The sequence below is a fragment of the Glutamicibacter sp. TV12E genome, assembly GCF_052441935.1.
GTDB lineage: Bacteria > Actinomycetota > Actinomycetes > Actinomycetales > Micrococcaceae > Glutamicibacter.
Genome location: NZ_JBQVVF010000001.1, coordinates 2,747,193 through 2,773,065, shown reverse-complemented (window position 1 = coordinate 2,773,065; position 25,873 = coordinate 2,747,193). Strand labels below are relative to the sequence as shown.

Genomic DNA, 25,873 nt, shown 5'->3' with positions numbered 1-25,873 from the left:
ATAGCTATGACCTTATCCACATCTACTACGCGGTGAGCGAAAGACACCAGTTTTCGGGATAAAGTCAGGGCTCGAACTGGTTCTATTGAGTAACCATCAACTTTAGGAGGCTGGCAATGACTACTACGACCGCTAGTCGTGAATTGAACGCACTCGACCGGTGCGACCGTTGCGGCGCACAGGCCTATGTGCGAGCCGTGCTGGCTTCAACCGGCGGTGAACTGCTGTTTTGCGCTCACCACGCCCGCGATGTGGAACCAAAGCTGCGCCCGCAGTCCTCAGTTTGGCAGGACGAATCTTCGCGACTCTACGAAAAGCCGAAGGTCGAAGCTAACGACTGATTCCGTTCGAGACTAATTGCAAACTGGTGGCCCAACAAGCGTTGAGCCACCAGTTCTTTTTAAACGGCGAATAAAAAATATGGCCAGCGGAACAGTCTGTTCCGCTGGCCATATGATCATGTTGGCTTAGTCGAGGTAGTCGCGCAGCACCTGGGAGCGCGACGGATGGCGAAGCTTGGACATGGTCTTGGATTCGATCTGGCGGATACGCTCACGCGTAACGCCATAGACCTTGCCAATTTCGTCTAAAGTCTTAGGCTGGCCATCGGTCAAGCCGAAGCGCATTGCAACAACGCCCGCCTCACGCTCTGAGAGCGTATCCAGAACGGAGTGAAGCTGCTCCTGCAACAGCGTGAACGAGACTGCGTCAGCGGGAACGACAGCTTCGGAGTCTTCAATGAGGTCACCGAATTCAGAGTCGCCATCTTCACCCAGTGGAGTGTGCAGGGAAATAGGCTCGCGACCGTACTTCTGAACTTCAACAACCTTTTCAGGGGTCATGTCCAGTTCTTTGGCCAGCTCTTCAGGAGTTGGTTCACGACCAAGATCCTGCAACATCTGGCGCTGTACGCGAGCCAGCTTGTTAATGACTTCCACCATGTGAACCGGAATACGGATGGTGCGAGCCTGGTCAGCCATTGCACGGGTAATTGCCTGGCGGATCCACCAAGTTGCGTACGTCGAGAACTTGAAGCCCTTGGTGTAATCGAATTTTTCAACCGCGCGGATTAGGCCCAGGTTGCCTTCCTGGATCAGGTCCAGGAAGAGCATGCCGCGGCCGGTATAGCGCTTTGCCAGCGATACAACCAAGCGGAGGTTGGCTTCGAGCAAGTGGTTCTTGGCGATCTTGCCGTCGTGAATGATCTGCTCGTAGTCCCAGCGCAAACGCTGATCCATGGAGCCGTCGTCTTTTTCCAGCTTATCTGCTGCAAACAGGCCAGCTTCGATGCGCAGTGCCAAGTCGACTTCCTGCTCTGCATTCAGCAGGGCGACCTTACCGATCTGCTTCAGGTAGTCCTTGACGGGGTCAGCGGTTGCGCCGGCAACCATGACCTGCTGCTGCGGGGCATCGTCATCTCCGGTGGAAAGCGTGAAGCCCTTGGAATCGTCTTCAGGCTTGGAATCGGCTCCAGCCTCGGCTTCCTCGTCGCCTTCTGCCACCGCTGCGGTTGATTCGTCCTGTGCTGCAGTGTCTGCAGCTACCTTTTTGGTCCGAGGCTTGGCCTTGGTAGCACGCTTCTTCGCCGCAGGAGTTTCTGCCGATGCTTCAGCCTCGTTGACCTCGGCTTCAGTTGCTTGACGATTAGCGTTCGTCTCAGAAGATGACACGAATAACCTTTCTAACGATGCGTTCCGGATGCACCTGCCGGTAACACCACTATGACCCTGTCAAGTCCGATGACGTTTAATCACTGACTAAACGCCGCAGGGCTGGCACATTGTTATCAACGCTTCAAGCCCGCCTTATGTTCCCAAAATCCATAGATTTCAGGCGAAGGCAATTCGAACCTAACCGGGTCTGTTATCTCATTATCCATGAATTACCACCCAGACACCACTTGAGACACCCCAAGGGCTGAGTTTCAGGAAAAGTTCGCGCGCCACGCCCGCAGTTGATCCGTTGCCCATGAGGGCATCACTCCGTGTTCCATAAGCTTTTGGAGAAGCATGGCTAGTTCATACTTTTCGTTTTCCAGCACTGCTTGTTCCAATAGCACCAGCGCCATCGAACCGCGACCTCGCGCCCATTCAATCCAGGCCAATATGCACAGCAGCGCCTGTCGTGGTTCATCTTGGGCTACACCCAATAGATCACGCGACAGTTCCCACAACCGGTCAACTCGTTCCCAATCTGGCGCGTACCATCCGCGGCCCAATAGGTAATCGGCCAACGGGGCGACCGCGCCTTCTCGTTCGTCGACTGAAATCCCGAAAATAATGTCCAGCGCGCTTTCCAAACCCTCACCCGCCAAAAACGGCAACAGGTCCCTGACTAATTTTGTTTGCAACGATCCCACGTGGATGGCCGCCCGCTGCGGATCTGAATGAAGCTCGGCTGTTGATATGGCGGCGGGCTGTGACAATGATTCGTGCCACGCATCGAGAGACACCATGATGTTGGCGTCTTGGTTACCCACCAATTGGAGCACGTCGTCAGCGTTCGACCATTCCGGTACGCCACTGCCATCCCATGGCTGGTCCAATGGCGCCGAGCCCGCCAGGACCATGGACAGATTAGTTTCATTTGTATCGAGCGCCGGCACATCTTGCACATCTGGCCCGTCCTCGGTGCCGTAGGTCCAGATTCTGGAATCCTGCCGACACCAAGCATGTCGCAAACGAATCGATTGATGCGTCAGAGCGGTCTCAAGTTTGGTAAGTAGACTCGAAAACGGCACAACCTGCGAGCCACCGGCATTGCCTGAAACATAGATGACTACAGCGATATCATCGATGTTCGGAATACGGTGCAGCAAACGGCATACCTGGCCGATCCAGATTTCAAGATCGGGCGCATGTTCCGTAGGCGGTAGATCGACCCGGAGAGTCGCTTCGAGACGATCGTCGTCGATTAGCAGTAATACCGCTGAATTGCGTGGATGAAATCCCAAAGCATGCGGCACATAGGCCAAGATGTCCTTGTAGCTGGACAGTGAAATTGGCTGGCGTTCTGGAGTAGTTGTCATGCATCCACGGTGCACGAGCATGAATCATCAGGTGCTGCTCTCACCACTACTTGTGGAGAACTTCGAAGCCCTGAAACAGGTTCTACTGCTCCGCCAGGTAGCGCCGCGCCTTCCGGCGTTCGATCAGCATGAAGGTTATGCCCAGCGCTGCCATGACGAACTGGAACGACAGCGCAATTCTGAACGACCCCAGGTTGTACAGCTCACCAGAAGAACCATTGGCTTTGTTCAGCATGTCGAGGATGAATCCAATGACATAGATAGTGATGAATGCGCCAATGAAACCGCCGGTGTTCACTAGCCCGGTTGCCGTTCCCAATACACGTGGGGGATTAAAAGTTCGGGCGAAATCAAATCCGATAACCGATGCGGGACCGCCTGCTGCCACGCTGATCATCAATACGATGAGCACCCAGAGCGGAGCCTGCCCTGGCCAGAACAGGACCACTGCCCACATTGCGAGCATCAATCCAATGATGCCCAGAGCATAGTTCGAACGGTGTTCGGCACGTCGCGCGGTAAGGGCGCCAAGTACAGGCCCTAGCACAACAGCTACGACAACGAAGATCGACATCATTCCCGACGCTAGCGTGCTATCCAGGCCTTGGCCCTCAACAAGGAAGGGGTATCCCCAAGTCATCATGAACGTGTTAATCATGAACGCGGTGGTGAAGTGCGTCCAGAAACCAAGCCGGGTGCCAGGCTGCTTGAGCGCTTGCGCAATGCGCGACCTGGACGAGTGTGTTCCGTGTGAAGGACCAGCCCAGCCGTTGCCGTTGCGCACGAAGGCGATCGTGGTAATAAATGTTGCGAAAGCAAAACCCGACATGACCGAGAAAGAGGTAGACCATCCGGCGTTCAGCAACATCATGTGGAACGGGAAAATGCTGATCAGCTGGCCGAGCTGGCCAAATGTACCGGTGAGCTGGGTGAGGACCGGAATTTTCGATCCAGAGAACCATAGCGGCAGGAGCTTGAGGACTGAAACGAAGACCATCGCGTCGCCCATGCCTACCATCACGCGGCCGATCAATCCCATAGGGACGTTCACTGAGATGGCAAGGAAAGCTTGCCCGGCAGCCATCAGCAACGCACCGCAGGTGATCAGGATCCTTGGGCCGAATTTGTCCAGAAGCAATCCGACTGGCACTTGCGCGCCCGCATAAACGACTAGCTGGACGACGGAGAAGGTCGCGAGAATTTGAGCACTGGCGTGAAAGCGTTCTGTTGCTTCAATGCCTGCCACGCCGAAACTAGTGCGCTGGGATATTGCAGATATGTAGGCAACGACGGCAAAGCCATAAACCAACCATGCTTTGGTCGAATTCAAATGCGATTGGCTCACTGGTCTTGATCACCTGACGACGAATCGTCTTGTCCGTTTCTTAACCAATCATCGGTATTTTCGATGGCCGCCAGGAAGTGCTCGGCGCTGGCTCCCAGTTCTTCTGCGTCCGGCATTTGTTTGTCTTCGTCAAGCAACAGTGAACGGGGCTCATGTTCCTGAACATGCGCATCAAAGCGTTCTTCAAATCCGTCGACCATCTGGCGCACGTCATTATTTGCCTCGAGCTGCTCAGCCAGCTGCTGATCGACCAGGCGGCCAGCTTCACGAAGCTTGTCCGTTGGAAGTGCGAGTTTCAGTGCTGCTCCAACATATTCCAGAGTTGCCACGGCAACTGCCGGATATTCGGATTCAGCAAGGTAGTGAGGCGTATGAAGTGAGTAGCCTATGATATCTCTGCCAATTTCAGTCATCCGGATCTCCAACAGGGATGTGATCCCGGCTGGCGACTCCACCGTGGGGCTCCAAGTGGAAATGTTCTCAATCAGATCCTTGCGGTTTCCGTGCGCGGTCACGCCCACAGGCCGAGTGTGCGGAACTGGCATTGGAAGCGATGCTGATCCAACAACGAGAGAGACATTGAACGCTTCGATGAAGCCCAGGAGTTCGGCGATAACCCGCTCCCATTTGAGGTCAGGTTCCACTCCGGTTAAGAACCAGAAGTTGCGGTCCATCTCATCGGTCATCAAGTAGATTTCGATGCGAGGTGCTTGGTATCCGGCAAAGTGGTCGCCGAGGAAAGTCAGCCGAGGTCGCTGAGAGGTGTAGGCAACCAATTCATCGGCGTCAAAGGTGGCAAAAAGCTTGGAGTCGAGGCGTCCGAAAAGTTCATTTGTCACTTGGGAATGCGTCTGCCCGGCGTCGCTCATGCTCTTGAGCAGGATGTACATGCCAAGTCCTTGGAGGCGTGAATCATCCAAGTCGTTTGCGACCATCGTCATCAACGATTCCTTGGACATTTTCTCCTCGATTCGATGCCGAACTCCCTAAAACCCGAGTTCAGCACCACTAGACACTGCTTGGCACCCCATATTCAGAGCGATATTACATACTATCGCTTCTGCGCTTACGCTCGCTGTGAAGTGACGCACGATGAACTGATTCCTCGGATAACATCGGAGATAGCAGATGCGTTGCCCGCGAGCATGCACTACCTTCCGGATTACCATTCCGGAATTCTTGACCTTAGACCCTACAAAGGCACAGAAGGAATGATTTTGTGATCAACTCAAGTGACCTCACTTTGAGCGCCATTGGCACTGACATTAAACGCAAGAGCGCCGACACCTTGGTATTGGGCGTGCTGAAGAACGATGGAAAAGCAACCATCGCAGCTTCACCGTTCACCTCGGAAACCACATCGTCGCTAGAGCAGTCGCTGACTGCCTTGGGGATGTCAGGGAAAGCCGATGAAGCTACCCTGCTTCCAGGAGTAGAGGGTTCTAAGGCAAAGGTCCTATTGTTCATTGGCCTGGGCATCGCGAAATTGTCCGACCTGACCGACGAACAGCTTCGCCGTGCGGCCGGATCAGCTGCACGTCAGCTCAGCAATGCCAAAACAGCCATCTTCGCGCTGCCTTCCGAAAGCGTCGAGCGCGTGGCGGCTATTGCCGAAGGCATTGCCCTGGGCAGCTACCGCTACGAGAACCAGCGCTCGAAGAAGAGCGACAAGCCGGTGCTGGCCGAGGCGCAGATCGCCACCGCCGTCGCGACTTCCAAAGACGTCCCCGCAGCGCTCAAGCGCGCTGCCATTCTCGGCCGCGCAGTCCGCGGCACGCGCGACCTGATCAATGCCCCGGCAAACCTACTGTACCCAGAATCCTTCGCAACTGCAGTCAAGGACTACTCAAAGCCACTGCCGTTGAAGGTCACGGTCTTCGATGAGAAGCGCTTGGCCAAGGACGGCTTTGGCGGTTTGCTTGGCGTCGGCGGCGGTTCGGTGCGCCAGCCTCGCATGGTCAAGGTCGAGTACTCCCCTGCCAAGGCCGCTAAGCATATTGCGCTGATCGGCAAGGGCATCACTTTTGATACCGGCGGCACCTCGCTGAAGCCAGCTGCCGGCATGCACGCCATGAAGTCGGACATGTCCGGCGCCGCTGCGGCTTTCCAGGCCGTCGCTGCCATCTCGGAGTTGGGCTTGAACGTCAAGGTCACTGCATGGCTGTGCCTGGCTGAGAATATGCCCGGTGGCGCGTCGACCCGTCCGGGAGACGTGCTGACCATGTTCGGCGGCAAGACTGTTGAGGTATTGAATACGGATGCAGAAGGCCGCCTGGTCATGGCCGATGGGTTGGCTGCCGCCAGCTTGGAAAAGCCAGATGTCATGATCGACATCGCTACCCTGACTGGCGCCCAGATGCTTGCTTTGGGTCTGCGCACCGCGGGAATCATGGGCAACGAGCAGGTGCGGGACGATCTCGTGTCCGTTTCGGACAAGGTTGGCGAATTGGCCTGGGGCATGCCGCTGCCCGAGGAACTGCGTCCAAGCATTGAGTCCCAGGTAGCCGACTTGGCAAATATTGGTGAGCGCATGGGTGGCATGATGACCGCCGCCGTATTCCTGGAAGAATTTGTTGGCGAGGTCGACGGCAAGAAGATTCCGTGGGCTCACATTGACTTCGCTGGTCCAGCATTCAATGAAGGCAGTGCCTGGGGCTACACGCCGAAGAACGGCACCGGCTCGCAGGTGCGCACGCTCGTAGCCTACGCAGAGCAGCTCGCCTCAAATTAATGACCGCCTGACAGCTCACTGATTGGCCTGCGCTGAAACAAAAGTGTTCCCGGCATCAACGCACACCTGCGATTGCTGCCGGGAACAGATTAAAAATAAGAGACATGCCTGACTTTTACGCCCGCGAAGGTGACTCTTTCCGGTTGGCGGTACTAAGGTAAGTTTTGAAACATCACCGTGGATCAATGGTGCGCGCTAACAGGCGTCATGCTCCCAATGATCTGCGACCGATCCCCTGGTCGGCCAAAGCCGGCCACACTTAGCGAATACGAGGGAGCGTTCACGTGGCCGATTCGGCAGCAACGCAAGAATTTGATGTCCTCATCCTCGGCGGTGGATCCGCTGGATACTCGGCAGCATTGCGTGCCATCCAGCTGGGCTACACCGTTGGATTGATTGAAAAAGAAAAGCTGGGCGGCACCTGCCTGCACACCGGCTGCATCCCAACCAAGGCCTACCTGCACGCTGCAGAGTTGGCTGAAAACGCTCGCGAAGGTGCCAAGTACGGCATCAACACCACGCTGGAGTCGATCGACTTGGCTGGCGTGCGCAAGTACAAGGAAGGCATTGTTGCTGGAAAGCACAAGGGCCTGCAGGGCTTGCTCAAGATGAAGAAGGTCAACGTTATCACTGGTAACGGCCGTCTTGTCTCCCAGGATTCCATCGACGTTGATGGCACCGTTTACAAGGGCAAGTACATCATCCTGGCAACCGGCTCCACCTCCAAGACCTTCGGTCTGGAAATCGGCGGCCGCGTGCTGACCAGCACCGAAGCGCTGAACATGGAAGACCTGCCAAAGAGCGCCATCGTGCTCGGTGGCGGCGTCATCGGCGTTGAATTCGCATCGGTATGGAACTCCTTCGGTGTCGATGTCACCATCGTTGAAGGCCTGCCTTCGCTCGTGCCGAACGAAGACCCAGCCATCATCAAGACCTTGGAGCGCGCTTTCAAGAAGCGCGGCATCAAGTTCAACACCGGCGTCTTCTTCGAAAAGGTCGAGCAGGATGCCAACGGCGTCAAGGTCTCGCTGGCTGACGGCAACGTCCTGGAAGCAGACATCGTTCTGGTTGCAGTCGGCCGTGGCCCAGTCACCGAAGGCTTGGGCTTCGAGGAGCAGGGTGTCACCATCGATCGCGGCTTCGTGATCACCGACGAACGCCTGCACACCGGCGTCGGCAACATCTACGCAATTGGCGACATCGTCCCAGGCGTACAGCTGGCACACCGCGGTTACCAGCATGGCCGTTTCGTTGCCGAGGAAATCCACGGCATGAAGCCAACCATCATCGAGGACATCAACATCCCGAAGGTGACCTTCTGCGAGCCGGAGATCGCTTCGGTTGGCTACTCCGAGCCAAAGGCTAAGGAGAAGTTCGGCGCCGACCAGATCGAAACCACCGAATACAACCTGGCTGGCAACGGCAAGTCTTCGATCTTGGGCACCAGCGGCCTGATCAAGATGGTTCGCGTCAAGAACGGCCCGATCGTGGGCGTTCACGGCATCGGCGGCCGTATCGGCGAGCAGATCGGCGAAGCTCAGCTGATCGTCAACTGGGAAGCTTACCCAGAGGATGTTTCGCAGCTGATTCACGCCCACCCAACTCAGAACGAGTCCCTTGGCGAAGCCGCAATGGCTCTCGCCGGTGCTCCACTGCACGGCTAATAGCTTTTGGCTCACCTAGGCAGCGCGTTTTTGCAACGCGCTGCCTAGTCCACAAAGCTCGGAGGCTCCGCCTCCACCCACAATTCAAGTTTTAAAAACCAAGGAGATACGGGACGATGTCTGAAACCGTAAACCTACCCGCACTGGGTGAAAGCGTTACCGAAGGTACGGTAACCCGCTGGCTGAAGCAAGTTGGCGACCGTGTAGAGGTAGACGAGCCGTTGGTGGAAGTTTCCACCGACAAGGTAGACACTGAAGTTCCTTCGCCAGTAGCTGGCGTCATCGAGGAAATTTTTGTCGCAGAGGACGAGGACGCTGAAGTTGGCGCGCCTCTGGTCCGCATTGGCGATGGTTCCGGTTCGGGCGAATCTGCTCCAGCTGCACCAGCTGCACAGGAAGCACCAGCCAAGGAAGAAGCACCTGCTGCACCAGCTGCTCAGGAAGCACCAGCCAAGGAAGAAGCACCTGCTGCACCAGCTGCAGCTGGCTCCGCTTCCGGCACCGAGGTCACTTTGCCTGCACTGGGCGAATCGGTCACCGAAGGTACCGTTACCCGCTGGTTGAAGGAAGTTGGCGAGGAAGTCGCCGTTGACGAGCCGCTGCTCGAAGTTTCCACCGACAAGGTTGACACCGAAGTTCCTTCGCCAGTAGCCGGGACTCTGCTGGAAATTCGCGTTCCAGAAGACGAGACCGCTGAAGTTGGCGCCGTGCTCGCAGTGATCGGTGCCGCTGGCGCTGCACCTGCCGCTGCCCCAGCCAAGGAAGAAGCACCAGCTGCTGCTCCAGCGCCTGCAAAGGAAGAGGCCCCGGCCGCTCCTGCAGCGCCGGCACCAGCTGCTCCAGCTGCTCCAGCTGCCGAGTCGAACAACGAGTCGGGTTATGTAACCCCGCTGGTTCGCCGCCTTGCCAACCAGCACGACATCGACATCGCTTCGGTCAAGGGCACCGGCGTTGGCGGTCGCATCCGCAAGCAGGACGTGCTTGACGCAGTTGCCGCCAAGGAAGCTGCTGCACCGGCCGCTCCTGTTGCCGCCGCACCAGCTGCTGCAAAGCCAGCTGCACCAGCGGTTGAGGTTTCCTCGCTGCGCGGTACCACCGAGAAGGCTCCACGCATCCGTCAGGTCATCGCCCGTCGCATGCGCGAGTCCCTGGACGTATCGACTCAGCTGACCCAGGTCCACGAGATCGACATGACCCGCATCGTCAAGCTGCGCGGTTCGGCCAAGGCCAGCTTCAAGGCCACCAACGGCGTGAACCTGACCTACCTGCCATTCATCGCCAAGGCTGTCGCCGAAGGCCTGAAGGCTCACCCGAAGCTGAACGCTGAGTACAACGAAGAGACCCAGCAGATCACCTACCACAATGCCGAGCACCTGGCCTTCGCAGTCGATACCGACAAGGGCCTGTTGGTTCCAGTGGTTTCGAACGCTGGTGACCTGAACCTGGCTGGCCTGGCTTCGCGCATCGCCGACGTTGCTGCACGTACCCGCAGCAACAAGATCGGTCCAGATGAGCTGTCCGGCGGCACCTTCTCGATCACCAACATCGGCTCGGTTGGCGCACTGTTCGACACCCCGATCATCAACCAGCCTCAGGTAGCTATCCTGGGCACCGGTGCGATCGTCAAGCGTCCAATGGTCATCACCGATGCAGATGGCAACGATTCGATTGCCATCCGCCACATGATGTACCTGTGCCTGACCTACGATCACCGCCTGGTTGACGGCGCTGACGCAGGCCGCTTCCTGCAAACCGTCAAGGCTCGCCTTGAGGGTGGCGCTTTCGAGGGAGACTTGGGACTCTAAGCTCCTAATAGGGCTTCTAGCCATAGCGACGATCGCCCCTGCTGAGGAATCAGCAGGGGCGATCGTCGCTTTTCTACGTTCAGTCGAATTTAGATTAGGCTAGGACTATGGAATTCCTGAAACTCATTTTGGTATTTGTGCATGTACTTGGTGCAGCCGCGATTTTCGGTGGCTGGCTAGCTAACTTCAAGACCCCTACCGTCAGTGTCTGGCAGTGGTACGGCGCCCTCGTTCAGCTGGTGACCGGATTGGCACTCGTGGGTATTGCTGAAGCCGGCACTGACCCGGTCAACCATGCAAAGATTGGCGTGAAGCTGGTCATCGCCATCGTGATCGCTGTAGCTGCGTTTATCGGCCGCAAGAAGATCAAGGCTGGCGAAGAAGTGTCGACGGGCATTGCTCATGCTGTTGGAGGCATGGCCTTCATCAATATCGCAGTGGCGACCCTCTGGTCCTAATCCTTATTAGGATCCGCTACAGGAACCGCAATCCGATGCGCTGAGCATGCATGGGATTGCGGTTCCTGCATTTAATGGCGAAGAACCTTGCCGATTTTCCAGCCGTGCTCTGAAAGCACCAGTTCAATTTCGATCCGCTGAGTCTGGGCAGCCTTGACCGTGTGAATTTGTTTTCCCTTGCGATCGACATAGTGGTATTCGCCTTGGGTTGAATCCGCAGCCAGAATCACGGCATCCCCTTGGCCACGAGCAACAACGGAAACATTTCGAAGCTGCGTCGCCAAACCCTTAAAACTCAGATCCATTTCCCGCAGCGTTTTGATCGTTTCCAGATCCCGCTCCAGCTGCTCAGAGCCAGGTGCGTAAATGGCTTTCAAGTCCCCAGCCGCCAATTTGCTCATGGCCTGATCACGCCGTTGCGTCAGGCTCAGGAAGGCCGAGACAATGGTGTCCTGGTTCAAAGCGCACGCTGGAACTTGGGCGACATCATTGATGCGGCACGAGGATTCAACCGGTGCCGACGGTTCAGATCCCGTATCAGAGGCTGTCGCCGCGCGCAGATGGTTGACGCCTACAAGGCTTCCGGCCAATACCGCAATACCCATCACACCGGCACCAACAATTTTCATGGCTCCAGGGGTCCGCCAAAGCGGATGAACAGCCCAATTTTCAGGCTGCCCCTGGTCTTGTGGTGTCAATGATGCTTGTTTCCTCCCCCGCCGTCCTCTGGCCCTATGCTGGGACAGGATATCTGGATGTATGGTTTCCATCAGATGGGTAGCTTCCGGCGAAACGTGGCCTTCCCACCTGATAGGTTCAGCGTGGGCGCTAGAGAACAGCGTCCTCGCAAATTGTTCGGCGCTTGGTCGTTCATGTGGATCCGGGTTGAGGCAATCAATCAATAGGTCTTGGATGATCTGCGGAATACTTGGAAACTTGACCTGCACCGGTGGCCGAATGTTTTGCGCATCCGGTGGCTTGCCTGCCAAGAGGAACCATAAGCAGGCGCCCAGGGAGTAGACGTCCTGCTCCCCCACCAATAGTTCTCGTCCGCCAGGAACTATTTCTGGAGCCATATATCCTGGCGTGCCAGCGCCCGACAACGATTGGGCATCTGAGGCGGACTCCTGAAAGTCAATAATCTTTGGCATGCCGCTTGCAGTCAGCAAAACGTTTGCCGGTGATATGTCCCCATGGCGAATACCCTCTGCGTGCATCATCGATAGCGTTTGCGCCACGGGAGCCAACGCAGTGATGCATTCGCCCAGGCTGAAAACACCTCGACTGTTCACGAGGTCGCCGATGCTTCCGCCCGGGCAATATTCCATGATCAAACCATCGCCCAGTTGGGTCGAGAGCGTGCCGTAAAAATCGACGACATATTTCCGCGACCGAGTGACCGAATTCTGCCTCAAGGACGAGACATCTTCCATAGTCAAACTAAGTTTTAGCACCATGTAAGTTTGGTCACTCTCCCTGCGGATTAGCCAAACTTTACATGGTGACTTGGTACTTAATGGTCTAACTGTGACATGTCCAGAGCTCAAAGGCCACGCAAGAACATTTGTTGATTCATTCATAGCTCCGTTGTAGTTCAAAAACGGAAAACACAAGTTCGTTATCCACAAGTTTGCTGTCATCTATCGAATTAGCGACCAGCGGGACAACGGCGTAGGGTAACCTTCATGGCGATCGAATTCGAACGAGTCGGACTTGGCTCAAAATTTGTGCCCTACATGGAAGCCTGGGACTACCAAATCCAGTTACATGATGCGGTAGCCGCGGACGAACAGTCCCCGAGAGTCCTGTTCCTGGAGCATGAAGCGGTATACACCGCAGGCAAAAGAACTGAACCCGAAGATCTCCCGTTAGACGGAACCCCTGTCGTAGACGTGGATCGAGGCGGCAAGCTCACCTGGCACGGGCCAGGACAACTTATTGGCTACCCCATCGTCAAACTTCGCAAAATGAGCGCGATACGACTTTATGTGGAAACCATCGAAGAAGCGCTGATCAATGTCGTGAGCGACATGGGCATTGCCACGGCGCAGATCAAAGGCCGCTCAGGTGTCTGGGTTCCCGGCAAAAACGGCGAACAAGACCGAAAAATCGCAGCCATCGGACTTCGTATCAGCCACGGAGTAACCATGCACGGTTTTGCATTGAACTGTTCCAACGAGCTAGCGGCCTACGAACAAATCATTCCTTGCGGTATCACCGATGCAGGAGTCACTTCCATCTCGGAAGAGCTCGGCCGAACCGTAACCCCGGAAGACGTTGTCGACCGAGTCCAGACCGAACTCGAACGTCTCCTCACCCCACAAGTCGTCTAGACAATCATTCCCTCCGAAAGAAAGAGCCGATAATGAGCGTCGCACCTGAAGGCCGCCGCATGCTTCGCGTTGAAAAGCGCAACGCTGCCGTACCAGTGGAGCGTAAGCCCGAGTGGATCAAAGCCAAACTAAACATTGGTCCCGAATACGTAGGCCTAAAGAATCTCGTACAGTCCGAAGGACTGCACACCGTCTGCGAAGAAGCAGGCTGCCCAAACATCTTTGAATGCTGGGAAGACCGTGAAGCATCTTTCCTCATCGGTGGTTCCGAGTGCACCCGCCGCTGCGATTTCTGCCAGATCGCTACCGGTAAACCATCACCAATCGATCGCTCCGAACCATTCAAGGTTGCGATGAGCGTGAAGAAGATGGATCTTCGCTACGCAACCGTCACTGGCGTGGCCCGCGATGACCTCGAAGATGAGGGCGTGTGGCTGTATGCGGAGACGGTTCGCCAGATCCACAAGATGAACCCAACCACCGGTGTCGAATTGCTGATCCCGGACTTCAGCGGAAAACCAGAGAACCTGGACGCCATCTGCGATTCGGCCCCGGAAGTCTACGCCCACAACGTCGAGACCGTTCCTCGAATTTTCAAGCGCATCCGTCCCGCTTTCCGCTACGACCGTTCCATGGACGTCATTTCGCACGGACGCAAGCGTGGACTGATCACCAAGTCGAACCTGATCCTCGGTATGGGCGAAACCCGCGAAGAAATTTCCGAGGCCATGCGCGACCTGCACGAAGCCGGTTGCGACCTGTTGACCCTGACGCAGTACCTTCGCCCCACCGATCTCCACCTTCCAGTGGACCGCTGGGTCACCCCACAAGAATTCGTTGAACTGCAGCAAGAGGCAGAAGAAATCGGATTTGCCGGTGTCATGTCTGGTCCGCTGGTCCGCTCTTCCTACCGTGCAGGACGGTTGTGGGCCGGAGCGATGCGCAAGAAGGGTCGCGAAATTCCAGAGGCTCTCTCCCACATCGAGTCTTCCGGGAACACGCGTCAGGAAGCAGCATCCCTGATCAAATGATGATCGATTGAACGTTCCGCAGACCACGACCCCGCAGCCCCCTGGCATCTCACACGCCATGGCTGCGGGGTTGTCTGCCATCTTGCTAGCGACATATGCACCAAAAAAATTTCGCTCGTGATCCAGCGCGACTTAGAACTATCGTCAACATCGCGTAGAATTGAGGCACTATGGCCAAAAACTCCGACAACGACGCTGCTGCGCAACCAAAGCGCGGTTTGTTTTCGCGTAAACCAAAAGCTGAGAAAAAGAACAAAGAACCAGGCCGGCTGAAGCAAATCGGCCAAGTCTTCCAGATGACGCGCCGCAACGACCCTATGGTCGTTTGGTGGATGGCATTGGCTGCCTTGGCTGTAATCGCAGTCTGCTTGGTTATCGGTATCTTGATCAACAACTGGATCACCATGTTGATCATTTCCATTCCTTTGGCTCTTCTTGCGGCGATGTTCATCATGTCCCGCCGGGCTGAAAAAGCTGCCTTCTCCCAGCTAGAAGGACGCCCAGGTGCTGCAGGTGCAGCCATGAGCGTGCTGCGTCGCGGATGGATCCTCAAGCAGGAACCAGTCGCCTATAACCGTCACCAGGATTTGGTCTTCCTCGCCATTGGCCGCCCAGGCATCGTCCTGGTCACCGAAGGGCCTAAGTCGCGAGTTCGCGAACTCGTCGCCTCGGAACGCAAGCGCATTGCCCGTGTTCTGCCGAACGTGCCAGTTCACGTGATCCATGCAGGACAGGACGCGGACCAGACCAGCTTGGTTGATGTCAGCAAGGAAATGAAGAAGCTTCCCAAGTCCATCACCAAGCTCGAGGTCAGTGCCATCGACAAGCGACTGAGCACCCTGACTGCAAATCGCCTGCCGATCCCCAAGGGCGTAGACCCCACCCGCGTTCGGCCTAACCGCCGCGCAACCCGCGGTCGCTAAAAACCTCAATACATAAGAAGCCGCAACAGGATTCCCTGTTGCGGCTTCTTCGTTGTTCTGGCGCATTTGAATTATTTGATGTTAACCAAGATGGTCTTCGGTAGCCGATCGTGCAATCCCCGCTGATCCTTATCGGTAACAAAGACCGGGATGGCCAGGCAAAGAAGCAGCGAGCGAATCAACCCCTGCAAGGGCTTCACCGCACTTCCGTCCATTGACTGCACTTGAAGGCCAAAGGTCCGATGGCCAATAGTATGACCGGTGAATCCGACGCCAATAATCTGCCCGACGCAAAACAGCAACAGGGTTGCAAGGTCATTGAAGTTGAAGAGCCACCAGCTCAGCAGCATGGACAGTCCCCAGTCGATGCACAATGCTCCAATCCTGCGAGGGAATCTTCCAATTGACCCGGCGCCCTTGTCCGGTCGGCCTAGATCCTGTCCAGGCCACTCCTGCGAGTTATGTTGTGGCGGGCCTTCAAGCCACGAACTGAAGTCTTTTCTTTCCACCGCTACAGTCTATCGAGGGATTCTGTGCATCAGTTCGGGCTCAATTTGCCCTGTCTGAGCCCGCCAAGACTCCAAGTCAGTTTGTTACGAACTGCATCGTCCCAAATCAGCGCAATACGATACGCCCGAGCCTCACCCTTGTAACAGGCTGGAAACAATAGAGACACCATTCAGAAATGGATTGTGGGTAAGCTCTATACGTAAGCAAGGGAACCAGCCAGCTCATTCTGTCTGATCGTTCTGTTTACCAATTCTCATATCTCACCAGGGAGTCACCTGCACATGTTTACCAGTCCAGAAGAAGTCTTGGCATATATTGCCGATGAGGACATCAAGTTCGTCGATATCCGTTTCACCGATCTTCCAGGCGTACAGCAGCACTTCAACGTGCCAGCAAAGTCTGTTGATGCCGACTTCTTCGTCAACGGCCAGCTCTTCGATGGTTCGTCCATCCGCGGCTTCGCTGGCATCTCTGAATCAGACATGCAGTTGATCCCAGATGTCACCACCGGTTTCATCGATCCATTCCGCATCGAAAAGACCTTGGCATTCAACTTCTCGATCATCAACCCACGTACCGGTGAGCCTTACCACCGCGATCCACGTGGCGTTGCAGAGCGTGCCGAAGCTTACCTCGAATCCACCGGAATCGCCGATACCGCATTCTTCGCTCCAGAAGCAGAATTCTTCATCTTCGAAGACGTTCGCTACGAGTCGAAGCCAGAAGGCGCTTTCTACTCGATCGATTCCGATGAAGCTCCATGGAACACCGGCCGCAAGGAAGAAGGCGGCAACCAGGGTTACAAGACCGCTTTCAAGGGCGGCTACTTCCCAGTTGCACCAACTGACAAGCAGGCTGACCTGCGTGACGCTATCTGCGTTGAGCTGGACAAGGCTGGCCTTGAGGTCGAGCGCAGCCACCACGAAGTTGGCGCTGCTGGCCAGGCTGAAATCAACTACAAGTTCAACACCATGGTTCACGCCGCTGACGAGCTGATGCTCTTCAAGTACGTAGTCAAGAACGTGGCAGACGCCTGGGGCAAGTCCGCAACCTTCATGCCAAAGCCAGTCTTCGGCGACAACGGTTCGGGCATGCACGTGCACCAGTCGCTGTGGTCCAACGGCGACCCGCTGTTCTACGACGAAAAGGGCTACGCTGGCCTGTCCGACGTCGCTCGCTGGTACATCGGTGGCCTGCTGAAGCACGCTGATGCAGTGCTTGCCTTCACCAACCCAACTGTGAACTCCTACCGTCGACTGGTCAAGGGCTTCGAGGCTCCAGTGAACATGGTTTACTCGCAGGGTAACCGTTCGGCAGGTATCCGTATCCCGATCACCGGTTCGAACCCCAAGGCGAAGCGCATCGAATTCCGCGCACCGGATGCTTCTTCCAACCCTTACCTGGCTTTCGCAGCCCAGCTGATGGCTGGCCTGGACGGCATCAAGAACCGCATCGAACCAGCAGAGCCAATCGACAAGGACCTCTACGAGCTTCCCGCCGAGGAAGCCAAGGACATCCAGCGCGCTCCGGAGAGCCTTGAAGATGCACTGAAGGCACTGGAAGCCGACCACGACTTCCTGCTCGAAGGCGGCGTCTTCACCGAGGACCTGGTCCAGACTTGGATCGAGTACAAGCGTGAAAACGAAATCAAGCCACTGAGCCTGCGCCCGAACCCATACGAGTTCGAGCTGTACTACGGTTGCTAATTCCGATCCTGCGGTAATCGCGGATTAGTTAGTCAAAAGCTGGGCCCCACCATTGGTGGGACCCAGCTTTTTTGCTTTGCAAGCCTGTAGGCCATGGACATTTCCCAGTGGATCAGCGGACAACGCGACGACGGAGAAATAGTCGGCTATCTTGAACCAATCGCTGAAGACTAGAGCAGGGTCCTGCCCCGCCATGTCCCAGGCCACGCCATTTCCAATGCCTGCGAATATGCGGACGGTGACGGGCTCTTGCAAGAACGTGGAATCAAGGAGCTAATGCAGCCGTGGCGTGGACGCTCGACGGGAACTTCGGCGACGCAACCAGCGAGCTGGCAATCTTAGAACCCTCCGCCCAAGGGATCGTTGTGGCCAATGCGCTGCGCACTAAAGCGCTGAAACCTGCCGAGCGGATCCACGTGGACGGACCCGATGGGCAGCAACGGCTGAAACCCTCTGCGGCACGCGCCAGAATTTGAAATTCAAGCAACGAATGACTCGGCGGCCACGTATCATCATTTGAGGGTTAGCGCTCTGCCATACCGCCACCGCGTGAATTTTTGCGCCACCAATAGCAATGGAAATACGACCCGCCACCCAAGAAGATCAGAAGGCGCGGTCAAAGAACGGATCTCCAGGAAGACGTGGGCAGCGCTACGCGTGAGAATAAAAGCTTCCTCGCCACTGACGGGATGCCCAGGGCTGGTCTTATAGGCGAATCCCACGCGGTCAGCGCTGTGGACTGTATCCACCACTTCAATGGGCTCGTCGATGGCTATGGGCCCGAGCACGGCACTGAGCTGGGGACGTGCGCCCATTCGCACCGGTTCTTGCGGTTGCACGACAAACCCGCTGCGGGTTTTTATTTCCCAGCGCATGAGCGACTCGGCAGCTTCGCTCCACACTAAGTCACCAGAGCCCAGGTAATGCCGCCGTTGCCAAACCCGGTGGGTGGTGGTTGTCGGGGCCCAATGCTCTTGCTGGATGCGGGTCAGCGACATGCTGAGTCAGTCTTCGAAGCCATAAAAGAGCTGTTCAAAAACGCTTCGGGCATGACGAGTGGCGCGCAGGTAATCTTCCTCTAGCTCAACGCCGAAGTGCGGCTCATAGCCGCACCATCGTGCTACAGCTTCCATATCCCTCGATGAACTTGGCAGGACATCGCTGGAGCGTCCCGAGGTGATGATTTCGGCGCTTCGAATACGCGTTGCCAACCGCCAGGCGACTGCGAGCTGTTCGCTGTCCTCCTCGGTGATGAACTCCAGCTTCGCCAGCTCTTCCAGGGCTTTCAGGGTCGAGGTGGTTTGCAGCGTCTCATGTTTCCATGCGTGCTGGAGCTGGTAGAACTGAACTAGCCATTCAATGTCGGACAGCGAACCGCGGCCTAGCTTCAAATGGCGATTGGGATCAGCGGCGCGTGGAAGCCTTTCAGATTCAACACGTGCCTTGATCTTGCGAATGTCCCGGATTTCGTTGTCGTCCAGGCCTTTGCCGTAGCGCACGGGCTTGATCAGGTCGATGAAGTCCTGCGCCAGAGCGGCATCACCGGCGAAGGGACGCGCTCGCTGCAGGGCCTGCCGCTCCCAGACCTCAACCCAACGCTCGTAATAGCTTGCATAGGCATCGATGGACCGAACCAGAATTCCCTGGCGTCCTTCGGGACGCAAGTCCGAATCGACCCTGAGTTTCACTTCAGCAGGAATTGCCGGCTTCAAAGGCTTGGAAGTCCACGAAACGAGCTCGGTCACCACGCGCAAAGCTTGCTCCTGCGCCGCTTGGGCCTCAGCTGCGGGAAGCGGACGCTGAATGAACAATACGTCGGCATCGGAGCCGTAGCCGATTTCCTGCCCCCCTTGGCGCCCCATCGCGATCACTGAAATTACGGCGTGTTCGCCATGCTTTTGGCGGTCTGCAGCGAGCAGCACCTGAAGCACGCCGTCGACCATTGCTCCATCAATATTCGACAGGGCCTTGCCCACTTCATCGACCGACAGCAGACCCGCGCCATCAGCCAGGGCCACACGCAAGAACTCACGCCGGCGCACCATGCGGATCATCCGAATGGCGCTTTCGGGCTGCTTGGTGCGGTGAATGATCGACTGGTTCTGCTGCAACAGGCTTTCGAGGTTCTGTGGCATCAAGGACGCATCCGAGCCCAGCCACGCGGCGGCGGCCGGTTCATTAGCCAGCAAATCGGTCAAGAAGCGGGTGTTGGAAAGCAAATGGCTCAGCCGCTCCGCCGCCGCGTTGGTATCGCGCAGCATGCCAAGGAACCAATGGGACTTGCCCAGCGACTCGCTCAACCGCCGGAAGCCCAGCAGCCCGGCGTCGGGATCAACTCCACGGGCGAACCAGTCCAGCAGAACGGGCAACAGCTGGCGTTGCAACGAGGACCTGCGGGATACTCCCCCGGTCAACGCTTCAATATGGCGCATGGCCGCCTTGGGATCCAAATAACCCAGAGCGCGAAGGCGCGCTTGTGCAGATTCGGCTGTGAGCTTGACGTCGTCTGCCGAGAGATTGGAGCTGCTGACCAGCAAGGGGCGGTAGAAAATCCGTTCGTGGAGGGAACGCACCATGCGCTTGGTCTCGCTCCAGCGGCGCATGAGCTTCTCTGGGCTTGTCGGCTGCAGATCCCCGGCACCGCGAATCGAGCGTGCCAGAACTCGCTGTGCGCTTTCCACGCGTGGCATCAGGTGGGTCCGCCGGAGCTGGTTCAGCTGAATTCGGTGTTCCAGCAGCCGCAAGAAGCGGTACGAATCATCAAAATTCGTTGCGTCTTCGCGCCCGATATAGCCAATCTCGCTCATGGCCTGGATTGCCAAGGTGGTCGTGGGAATCTGGATATCCGGATCTACACGGCCGTGAACCAGCTGGAGAAGCTGGACGGTGAATTCAACATCCCTCAGGCCGCCTGGGCCGAGTTTGATTTGCCACGCAACGTCGTCCTTGTCGATGTTGTTGCTGACCCGTCGACGCATGGCTTGAACAGATTCAACGAAGCCATCCCGTTCGGAACTGGACCAGACCATGGGCGAGACCATGCGCTCGTAGGAACGACCGAGTTCTGTGTCGCCGGCGATACAGCGGGCCTTGAGCAACGCCTGGAACTCCCACGAATGTGCCCACCTGCGGTAGTAGGCCTCATGGGAGGATAAAGTTCGGGTGAGCGCCCCGTCTTTGCCTTCTGGGCGCAGATTCGCATCCACTTCCCAGAGCATCGGCTCGGGGCCCGGGACCATCAGGGCGCGGGCAGTATTCCCGCAAATCACGGTGGCAATGGCCGCTGCCAGGTCCTCTTCAATGCCCGGCGCAGAACCGTGGACGTAAATGACATCCACATCTGAAATGTAGTTGAGCTCTCGGGCGCCGCATTTGCCCATGCCGATAATGGCGATGTTAACGCGGTCTACGTCAAACGGGTCGTACTGTTCAGCTACCTCAGCGCGGGCAATCGCCAGTGCGCCTTCCAGCGCCGCTCCGGCCATATCGGCCAGCTCGGCCGCGACGTTCGGCAGGATTCGTTGCGGGTTGCCCGAGCCCAGATCACGGTGCGCCAAGGAGAGCAGTGCCATCCGGTAGCTCGTTCGCAAACGTTGCCTGGCTTCGGCACCGGTAACCGAGGAGACCCAATGGCCTCGGCTGGTGCGCTGGGCATCGATGGATGCGAGCATGTTCTGCACCAGGTGCTCGCTGGTGGCCTGCACGAACTCTGCCGATGGCGCCGTGCGGACTGTGTCGAGCGCCTGGGGGCAACGTATCAAGAATTCACCGAGCGCCGAAGAGCTGCCCAGTATTCGGACCAGCCCTTGGCAGCTCTCCGGGTCCATGAAGATATCGATGGCTTCAGGATGGCGGTCAACCAGGCGCAGGGCCAAAAGCAGGGCCTGGTCAGGATCGGGCGCATGAGCCATCTTGCTCACGATCAATTTCGGATCAATCGGTGCCAGTTCCTTGGCTTGAAGGAATTTCTTGGCCCGTTCTATATCGCTGAAACCAGCGTTGATCAATGATCGCGAGGATACGTCCGGCATGGTGATTCTTGTTTCTCCCGCAAGTCGCCGTGTGCGGGCACACGGCAACATTTCTAGAGGATACTTAGATTTTTATTGAGCTCGTAGGGAGTCACGACCTGGCGGTATTCTTCCCATTCGGCCTTCTTGTTTGAGATGAAGGAGTTGAATACCTGTTCACCGAGGATCCCGGCCATGAATTCGGACTCTTCCATCACTCGCAGCGCTTCATGCAGGCTGCCTGGCAACGGCACGTGGCCCGAAGCACGGCGCTCAGCGGTGGACAGGTTCCAGACGTCATCCTCGGTTGGCTCTTCGAGCTCGTAGCCTTCACGGATGCCCTTCAGGCCAGCGCCCAATAGGCAGGCGTAGGCAAGGTACGGGTTGGCCGCAGAGTCGATGCCGCGGTACTCAACTCGAGCGCTTTGCCCCTTGCCCGGCTTGTACAGCGGAACACGCAGCAGTGCTGATCGGTTGTTGTGGCCCCAAGAACGGTGGCTTGGGGCTTCTCCCCCGCCCCACAAACGCTTGTACGAGTTCACGTACTGATTGGTGATCGCGGTCATTTCCGGGGCATGGTGCAATATGCCTGCAATGAATGAGCGGGCAACATCAGAGAGCTGGTATTCGCGCCCAGCCTCAAAGAAGGCGTTGCTGTCTCCCTCGAAGAGCGAGAAGTGCGTGTGCATGCCGCTGCCCGGGTGCTCAGAGAAGGGCTTGGGCATGAAGGTGGCATGAATCCCCTTCTGCATTGCCATCTCCTTGATGACAGTGCGGAAGGTCATGATGTTATCGGCTGTTTGCAGGGCATCCGCGTAGCGCAGGTCGATTTCATTCTGGCCTGGGCCGGTTTCATGGTGGGAGAACTCCACCGAAATGCCCAGCGCTTCCAAAGTCGTCACGGATGCCCGGCGGAAATCTTGTCCTACGCCGTCGGGCACATGGTCGAAGTAGCCACCGGTGTCGATGGGACGCGGGCGCCCGTTGGCATCCAGCTCCGAGGATTCCAGAAGGTAGAACTCGATTTCTGGATGGGTGTAGCACGTGAAGCCCATATCGGAGGCTTCGCCCAGCTGGCGCTTGAGAACCTGGCGGGGGTCAGCACTGGATGGCTGCCCCTCTGGTGTCAGGATGTCGCAGAACATGCGAGAGGTCGGCTCGACCTCACCTCGCCATGGCAAAATCTGGAAAGTGGACGGATCCGGTTGAAGCAGCATGTCAGATTCCGAGATCCGGGAAAGCCCGTCAATGGACGAACCGTCGAAGCCCAGACCCTCTTCAAAGGCATCTTCAACTTCAGCAGGAGCCAACGCCACGGATTTCAGTGATCCAACGACGTCGGTAAACCACATTCGCACAAATCGAACATCACGTTCTTCAATGGTGCGCAGCACAAATTCCTGCTGACGATCCATTTTCCACCACCTTTGAATTTCTAATACCGGCACTGATTACGGCCGGTAAGAAAATTGACCTGTGGCAACACTATATCGGTTCCCACCGGGGCATCCAGTAAGCATCGCCCAGTTCAAGTACGATAAAGTCATTTTATGCCTCAACCTTACCTAGGGAATCCTGAGAAAGGCCCATCCCGCATCCGAATTCATCATTTGCAGCAGGCAAAAAATCGCGGTGAAAAATTCGCGATGTTAACTGCCTACGACGTAATGATGGCCGAAATTTTCGATTCTGCCGGCATCGAGATCCTGCTGGTTGGCGATTCAGCAGCCAATACGGTCATTGGCTATGACTCAACGCTGCCCATCACCCTCGACGAAATGGTGGTCTTCACCAAGGCCGTGGCAAATGGCGCCCAACGAGCCATGGTGGTTGCAGATCTGCCCTTCGGAAGTTACGAGCAATCTCCTGCACAAGCGGTTGAGACTGCAGTTCGCCTCATGAAAGAGGGCGGCGCCCAAGCCGTCAAGATGGAGGGCACCGCCCAGTATGCGGAACATGTTCGCGCCATGGTTCTCGCCGGCGTCCCGGTCATTGGCCACATCGGGTTCACTCCGCAGTCAGAGCACGCTCTTGGAGGATTCCGAGTTCAGGGCCGCGGCGATGCCATGGCTCAAATGAAGGCTGATGCACTGGCGTTGCAGGACGCGGGAGCCTTCTGCATCTTGATGGAGATGGTGCCAAGCACGGCTGCAGCCGAAATTGACGCCGCCTTGAGGGTTCCGACCATCGGCATTGGCGCAGGCGCTTCCACTACGGGCCAAGTGCTGGTTTGGCAGGACATGCTGGGCCTCGGCGCGCGCCGCACGCCTCGATTCGTCAAAAAGTACGCCGATCTTCGCAGCGTCATAGGACAGGCCGTCAGCGAATACCGCCAGGACGTCATTTCCGGTTCGTTCCCCTCGGAAGAGTACGAATTCAAGGAATAGCCCCTTCGCGCCGTACGCCAAAGGCGGTGCCCCGAACCAAGTTTTGATCTGGTTCCGGGCACCGCCTTTGCCGTTGCCTACAGGGCGATGGGCCTTTTGGACTACTCGTCGTTTTCCTCGGCCTCATCCCACGCCTCATTGCGCGCCTGGACTTTGCTCATTGCGGCTTCTGCTTCCGCAGCGGACTCATATGGACCTAATAATTGCGACCAATCCGACTGGGGTCCCTTTTCCACGCTCTTGGTGGAAACGTTATACCAGTACTGGCCTTCACCAGGGGTGCCAGCTGAGCTCATTGGAAACTCCTCAATTCTAGGTTGGTACTTCCATCTCCACGTTAGACCACCACGAGAAAAATAGGTGGAACACCACCCTATGCCACGGCCAATCCTGAGCAAGCCAAAACCCGGGTGAAGCTAGAATAAGTTCTATGGCTACAGCTTCAACCGCACCCATTGGAAACCTCACCGCCGGCACCATCTCCCCCGAGCTTCCGGTCCCGAAACATATCGAGCGACCTGAGTACGTGGGCAAAAAAGAACCGTCGGAGAATACTGCGTCGGAAGTCAAGAGCCTCGAAGTCATTGAACGCATACGCGTGGCTTCCAGGATCGCGGCACAGGCCCTCCAAGAGGTTGGCAAAGCGTGCCAGCCCGGAACCACCACGGACGAATTGGATCGTGTTGGCCACGAGTTCCTCATGGACCACAACTCCTACCCTTCGACGCTCGGCTACCGCGGCTTCCCGAAGTCCCTGTGCTCCTCGCTCAATGAGGTGATCTGCCACGGCATCCCTGATAGCACTGTGCTCCAGGATGGCGACATCATCAACATAGATATCACTGCCTACATTGGTGGCGTTCATGGCGATAATAACGCTACGTTCCTGGTCGGTGACGTCGACGAAGAATCGCGCTTGTTGGTTGAACGCACGGAGAACTCGCTGAAGCGTGCCGTCAAGGCCGTCATGCCTGGCCGTGAAATCAACGTAATTGGCCGCAGCATTGAAACTTATGCCAAGCGTTTTGGCTACGGCGTGGTCAAGGACTTCACCGGCCACGGCGTGGGCGAGTCCTTCCATTCGGGTTTGATCATCCCGCATTACGATGCGGCCCCGGCCTACAACACGCTGATTGAGCCGGGCATGGTCTTCACCATTGAGCCGATGCTCACCCTTGGAACTATTGAATGGGACATGTGGGCGGATGACTGGACCGTAACGACCAAGGACAAGAAGCGAACCGCGCAGTTCGAGCACACCCTGCTGGTGACCGACAACGGCGCGGAAATTCTGACTCTCCCATAGCCCTCGTATGAAAGAGCAAGGCCGGCATTCATCTCCCAGTGGGGATTGAACGCCGGCCTTGCTCATTCTTTATTACGTTGTCACTCCGCGGTCAGCGGCCGCTGGTTGCCCTGCGGAGTGTTGCTTCGGCGGTCGCGCAGTCGTCCGATCGCGTTTTCAAAATCAGTCAACGACTGGAAATTGTGATAAACGCTGGCAAATCGCAGATAAGCCACTTCGTCCAAACGCGACAGCGGTTCAAGGATGGCCAAGCCCACCTGGTGCGCCGGAATTTCGGCCGCTCCCGACGTACGCACAGCTTCTTCCACTTCTTGAGCAAGAATCGCCAGATCGTGGTCGGTAACCGGGCGGCCCTGGCAGGCTTTGCGCACGCCGTTGATGACCTTATTGCGCGAGAATGGCTCCACGGCACCGGACTGCTTGAGCACGCTGAGGCTCGCTGTCTCAGTGGTAGTGAAGCGCCGAGAACACGCGGTGCACTGGCGACGCCTGCGGATGGACACGCCGTCATCAGCAACTCGGCTGTCGACCACGCGGGAATCAGCATTACGGCAATACGGGCAATTCACGGCACCTCCATCTGTAGCTATCGAAGCATTCTCGGTTATTCACGTGTGACGAGAATCCACTCATGTC

The 25,873-nt window shown here is 56.9% G+C and carries 22 protein-coding genes and 1 pseudogene; 12 read left to right on the top strand and 11 right to left on the bottom strand.

Annotation, left to right across the window (positions count from 1 at the left end):
* Positions 1–116: 116 nt before the first annotated feature.
* Positions 117–341 carry a DUF7455 domain-containing protein gene (locus ACT7DV_RS13020; protein WP_060701946.1) on the top strand — a complete coding sequence of 75 codons (225 nt, stop codon included), beginning with the start codon at positions 117–119 and terminating at the stop codon, positions 339–341.
* A 126-nt stretch (positions 342–467) separates the two neighbouring features.
* Here the strand turns inward: ACT7DV_RS13020 and ACT7DV_RS13015 are convergent, their stop codons facing one another.
* The 4 genes from ACT7DV_RS13015 to ACT7DV_RS13000 all read right to left on the bottom strand — a co-directional run bounded on the left by ACT7DV_RS13015 (position 468) and on the right by ACT7DV_RS13000 (position 5,314).
* Positions 468–1,670, bottom strand: coding sequence for an RNA polymerase sigma factor (locus tag ACT7DV_RS13015; RefSeq protein ID WP_195181773.1), 1,203 nt, complete (start codon positions 1,668–1,670; stop codon positions 468–470).
* 254 nt (positions 1,671–1,924) lie between these two features.
* Positions 1,925–3,028 (bottom strand): DUF4192 domain-containing protein, encoded by a 1,104-nt coding sequence (locus ACT7DV_RS13010; protein WP_444663119.1) that lies wholly within the window; start codon positions 3,026–3,028, stop codon positions 1,925–1,927.
* 82 nt (positions 3,029–3,110) lie between these two features.
* The gene (locus ACT7DV_RS13005) at positions 3,111–4,373 is read right to left on the bottom strand and encodes an MFS transporter (RefSeq protein WP_444663117.1); all 1,263 of its coding nucleotides are present in this window, start codon (positions 4,371–4,373) and stop codon (positions 3,111–3,113) included.
* On the bottom strand, positions 4,370–5,314 hold the full coding sequence (locus ACT7DV_RS13000) for a proteasome assembly chaperone family protein (protein ID WP_444663115.1): 945 nt from the start codon (positions 5,312–5,314) through the stop codon (positions 4,370–4,372). Before ACT7DV_RS13000 ends, ACT7DV_RS13005 begins: the two co-directional genes overlap by 4 nt.
* 278 nt (positions 5,315–5,592) lie before the next feature.
* On the opposite strand from ACT7DV_RS13000, the gene ACT7DV_RS12995 reads away from it, so the two are divergent.
* The 4 genes from ACT7DV_RS12995 to ACT7DV_RS12980 all read left to right on the top strand — a co-directional run bounded on the left by ACT7DV_RS12995 (position 5,593) and on the right by ACT7DV_RS12980 (position 11,031).
* Entirely contained in the window at positions 5,593–7,104 is a 1,512-nt protein-coding gene (locus tag ACT7DV_RS12995; RefSeq protein ID WP_444663114.1) for a leucyl aminopeptidase, read from the top strand.
* 284 nt (positions 7,105–7,388) lie between these two features.
* Complete coding sequence (gene lpdA / locus ACT7DV_RS12990) at positions 7,389–8,768, top strand: dihydrolipoyl dehydrogenase (protein ID WP_061955390.1); 1,380 nt, start codon at positions 7,389–7,391, stop codon at positions 8,766–8,768.
* Between the two features lie 116 nt (positions 8,769–8,884).
* Positions 8,885–10,573 (top strand): 2-oxoglutarate dehydrogenase, E2 component, dihydrolipoamide succinyltransferase, encoded by a 1,689-nt coding sequence (gene sucB, locus ACT7DV_RS12985; protein WP_444663113.1) that lies wholly within the window; start codon positions 8,885–8,887, stop codon positions 10,571–10,573.
* Positions 10,574–10,680: 107 nt separating this feature from the next.
* On the top strand, positions 10,681–11,031 hold the full coding sequence (locus ACT7DV_RS12980) for a hypothetical protein (RefSeq protein WP_060701954.1): 351 nt from the start codon (positions 10,681–10,683) through the stop codon (positions 11,029–11,031).
* A 71-nt stretch (positions 11,032–11,102) separates the two neighbouring features.
* Here the strand turns inward: ACT7DV_RS12980 and ACT7DV_RS12975 are convergent, their stop codons facing one another.
* Complete coding sequence (locus ACT7DV_RS12975; RefSeq protein ID WP_444663111.1) at positions 11,103–12,464, bottom strand: serine/threonine protein kinase; 1,362 nt, start codon at positions 12,462–12,464, stop codon at positions 11,103–11,105.
* A 234-nt stretch (positions 12,465–12,698) separates the two neighbouring features.
* Here ACT7DV_RS12975 and lipB point away from each other — a divergent pair.
* From lipB to ACT7DV_RS12960, 3 genes and pseudogenes are all read left to right on the top strand, one after another.
* Positions 12,699–13,364: pseudogene (lipB, locus tag ACT7DV_RS12970) on the top strand (lipoyl(octanoyl) transferase LipB); the annotation flags it as partial.
* Between the two features lie 32 nt (positions 13,365–13,396).
* Complete coding sequence (lipA, locus tag ACT7DV_RS12965; RefSeq protein ID WP_444663109.1) at positions 13,397–14,395, top strand: lipoyl synthase; 999 nt, start codon at positions 13,397–13,399, stop codon at positions 14,393–14,395.
* 170 nt (positions 14,396–14,565) lie between these two features.
* The gene (locus ACT7DV_RS12960; protein ID WP_146275382.1) at positions 14,566–15,318 is read left to right on the top strand and encodes a DUF4191 domain-containing protein; all 753 of its coding nucleotides are present in this window, start codon (positions 14,566–14,568) and stop codon (positions 15,316–15,318) included.
* 71 nt (positions 15,319–15,389) lie between these two features.
* Here the strand turns inward: ACT7DV_RS12960 and ACT7DV_RS12955 are convergent, their stop codons facing one another.
* Complete coding sequence (locus ACT7DV_RS12955; protein ID WP_444663106.1) at positions 15,390–15,692, bottom strand: RDD family protein; 303 nt, start codon at positions 15,690–15,692, stop codon at positions 15,390–15,392.
* A gap of 417 nt (positions 15,693–16,109) precedes the next feature.
* On the opposite strand from ACT7DV_RS12955, the gene glnA (ACT7DV_RS12950) reads away from it, so the two are divergent.
* The gene (gene glnA, locus ACT7DV_RS12950; RefSeq protein ID WP_146275384.1) at positions 16,110–17,534 is read left to right on the top strand and encodes a type I glutamate--ammonia ligase; all 1,425 of its coding nucleotides are present in this window, start codon (positions 16,110–16,112) and stop codon (positions 17,532–17,534) included.
* A 284-nt stretch (positions 17,535–17,818) separates the two neighbouring features.
* On the top strand, positions 17,819–18,010 hold the full coding sequence (locus tag ACT7DV_RS12945; RefSeq protein WP_444663104.1) for a hypothetical protein: 192 nt from the start codon (positions 17,819–17,821) through the stop codon (positions 18,008–18,010).
* A gap of 36 nt (positions 18,011–18,046) precedes the next feature.
* Here ACT7DV_RS12945 and ACT7DV_RS12940 read toward each other — a convergent pair whose 3' ends face one another.
* The 3 genes from ACT7DV_RS12940 to glnA (ACT7DV_RS12930) are packed head-to-tail and all read right to left on the bottom strand — an operon-like array spanning position 18,047 to position 22,959.
* Positions 18,047–18,532 (bottom strand): DUF1990 family protein, encoded by a 486-nt coding sequence (locus ACT7DV_RS12940; protein ID WP_444663102.1) that lies wholly within the window; start codon positions 18,530–18,532, stop codon positions 18,047–18,049.
* 6 nt (positions 18,533–18,538) lie between these two features.
* Positions 18,539–21,565, bottom strand: coding sequence for a bifunctional [glutamine synthetase] adenylyltransferase/[glutamine synthetase]-adenylyl-L-tyrosine phosphorylase (locus ACT7DV_RS12935; RefSeq protein ID WP_444663100.1), 3,027 nt, complete (start codon positions 21,563–21,565; stop codon positions 18,539–18,541).
* A 53-nt stretch (positions 21,566–21,618) separates the two neighbouring features.
* Entirely contained in the window at positions 21,619–22,959 is a 1,341-nt protein-coding gene (gene glnA, locus ACT7DV_RS12930; protein WP_444663098.1) for a type I glutamate--ammonia ligase, read from the bottom strand.
* A 135-nt stretch (positions 22,960–23,094) separates the two neighbouring features.
* Here glnA (ACT7DV_RS12930) and panB point away from each other — a divergent pair, with 135 nt between their 5' ends.
* Positions 23,095–23,931 (top strand): 3-methyl-2-oxobutanoate hydroxymethyltransferase, encoded by an 837-nt coding sequence (gene panB / locus ACT7DV_RS12925; protein WP_444663096.1) that lies wholly within the window; start codon positions 23,095–23,097, stop codon positions 23,929–23,931.
* 101 nt (positions 23,932–24,032) lie between these two features.
* Here panB and ACT7DV_RS12920 read toward each other — a convergent pair whose 3' ends face one another.
* Positions 24,033–24,227 carry an SPOR domain-containing protein gene (locus tag ACT7DV_RS12920; protein ID WP_146275394.1) on the bottom strand — a complete coding sequence of 65 codons (195 nt, stop codon included), beginning with the start codon at positions 24,225–24,227 and terminating at the stop codon, positions 24,033–24,035.
* 134 nt (positions 24,228–24,361) lie between these two features.
* Here ACT7DV_RS12920 and map point away from each other — a divergent pair, with 134 nt between their 5' ends.
* Entirely contained in the window at positions 24,362–25,237 is an 876-nt protein-coding gene (gene map / locus ACT7DV_RS12915; protein WP_444663093.1) for a type I methionyl aminopeptidase, read from the top strand.
* Between the two features lie 80 nt (positions 25,238–25,317).
* Here map and nrdR read toward each other — a convergent pair whose 3' ends face one another.
* Entirely contained in the window at positions 25,318–25,806 is a 489-nt protein-coding gene (gene nrdR, locus ACT7DV_RS12910) for a transcriptional regulator NrdR (protein WP_060701968.1), read from the bottom strand.
* Between the last annotated feature and the right edge of the window lie 67 nt (positions 25,807–25,873).

Excerpts from the sequence above, each read along its gene's own strand:
- ACT7DV_RS12960 (WP_146275382.1), top strand. The coding sequence starts at position 14,566 with ATGGCCAAAAACTCCGACAACGACGCTGCTGCGCAACCAAAGCGCGGT.
- ACT7DV_RS12980 (WP_060701954.1), top strand. The coding sequence starts at position 10,681 with ATGGAATTCCTGAAACTCATTTTGGTATTTGTGCATGTACTTGGTGCA.
- ACT7DV_RS13000 (WP_444663115.1), bottom strand. The coding sequence starts at position 5,314 with ATGACGATGGTCGCAAACGACTTGGATGATTCACGCCTCCAAGGACTT.
- ACT7DV_RS12920 (WP_146275394.1), bottom strand. The coding sequence starts at position 24,227 with ATGAGCTCAGCTGGCACCCCTGGTGAAGGCCAGTACTGGTATAACGTT.
- ACT7DV_RS12940 (WP_444663102.1), bottom strand. The coding sequence starts at position 18,532 with ATGTCGCTGACCCGCATCCAGCAAGAGCATTGGGCCCCGACAACCACC.
- lipA (WP_444663109.1), top strand. The coding sequence starts at position 13,397 with ATGAGCGTCGCACCTGAAGGCCGCCGCATGCTTCGCGTTGAAAAGCGC.
- panB (WP_444663096.1), top strand. The coding sequence starts at position 23,095 with ATGCCTCAACCTTACCTAGGGAATCCTGAGAAAGGCCCATCCCGCATC.
- map (WP_444663093.1), top strand. The coding sequence starts at position 24,362 with ATGGCTACAGCTTCAACCGCACCCATTGGAAACCTCACCGCCGGCACC.
- sucB (WP_444663113.1), top strand. The coding sequence starts at position 8,885 with ATGTCTGAAACCGTAAACCTACCCGCACTGGGTGAAAGCGTTACCGAA.
- ACT7DV_RS13010 (WP_444663119.1), bottom strand. The coding sequence starts at position 3,028 with ATGACAACTACTCCAGAACGCCAGCCAATTTCACTGTCCAGCTACAAG.
- ACT7DV_RS12975 (WP_444663111.1), bottom strand. The coding sequence starts at position 12,464 with ATGGAAGATGTCTCGTCCTTGAGGCAGAATTCGGTCACTCGGTCGCGG.
- ACT7DV_RS13020 (WP_060701946.1), top strand. The coding sequence starts at position 117 with ATGACTACTACGACCGCTAGTCGTGAATTGAACGCACTCGACCGGTGC.
- ACT7DV_RS12935 (WP_444663100.1), bottom strand. The coding sequence starts at position 21,565 with ATGCCGGACGTATCCTCGCGATCATTGATCAACGCTGGTTTCAGCGAT.
- glnA (WP_444663098.1), bottom strand. The coding sequence starts at position 22,959 with ATGGATCGTCAGCAGGAATTTGTGCTGCGCACCATTGAAGAACGTGAT.
- glnA (WP_146275384.1), top strand. The coding sequence starts at position 16,110 with ATGTTTACCAGTCCAGAAGAAGTCTTGGCATATATTGCCGATGAGGAC.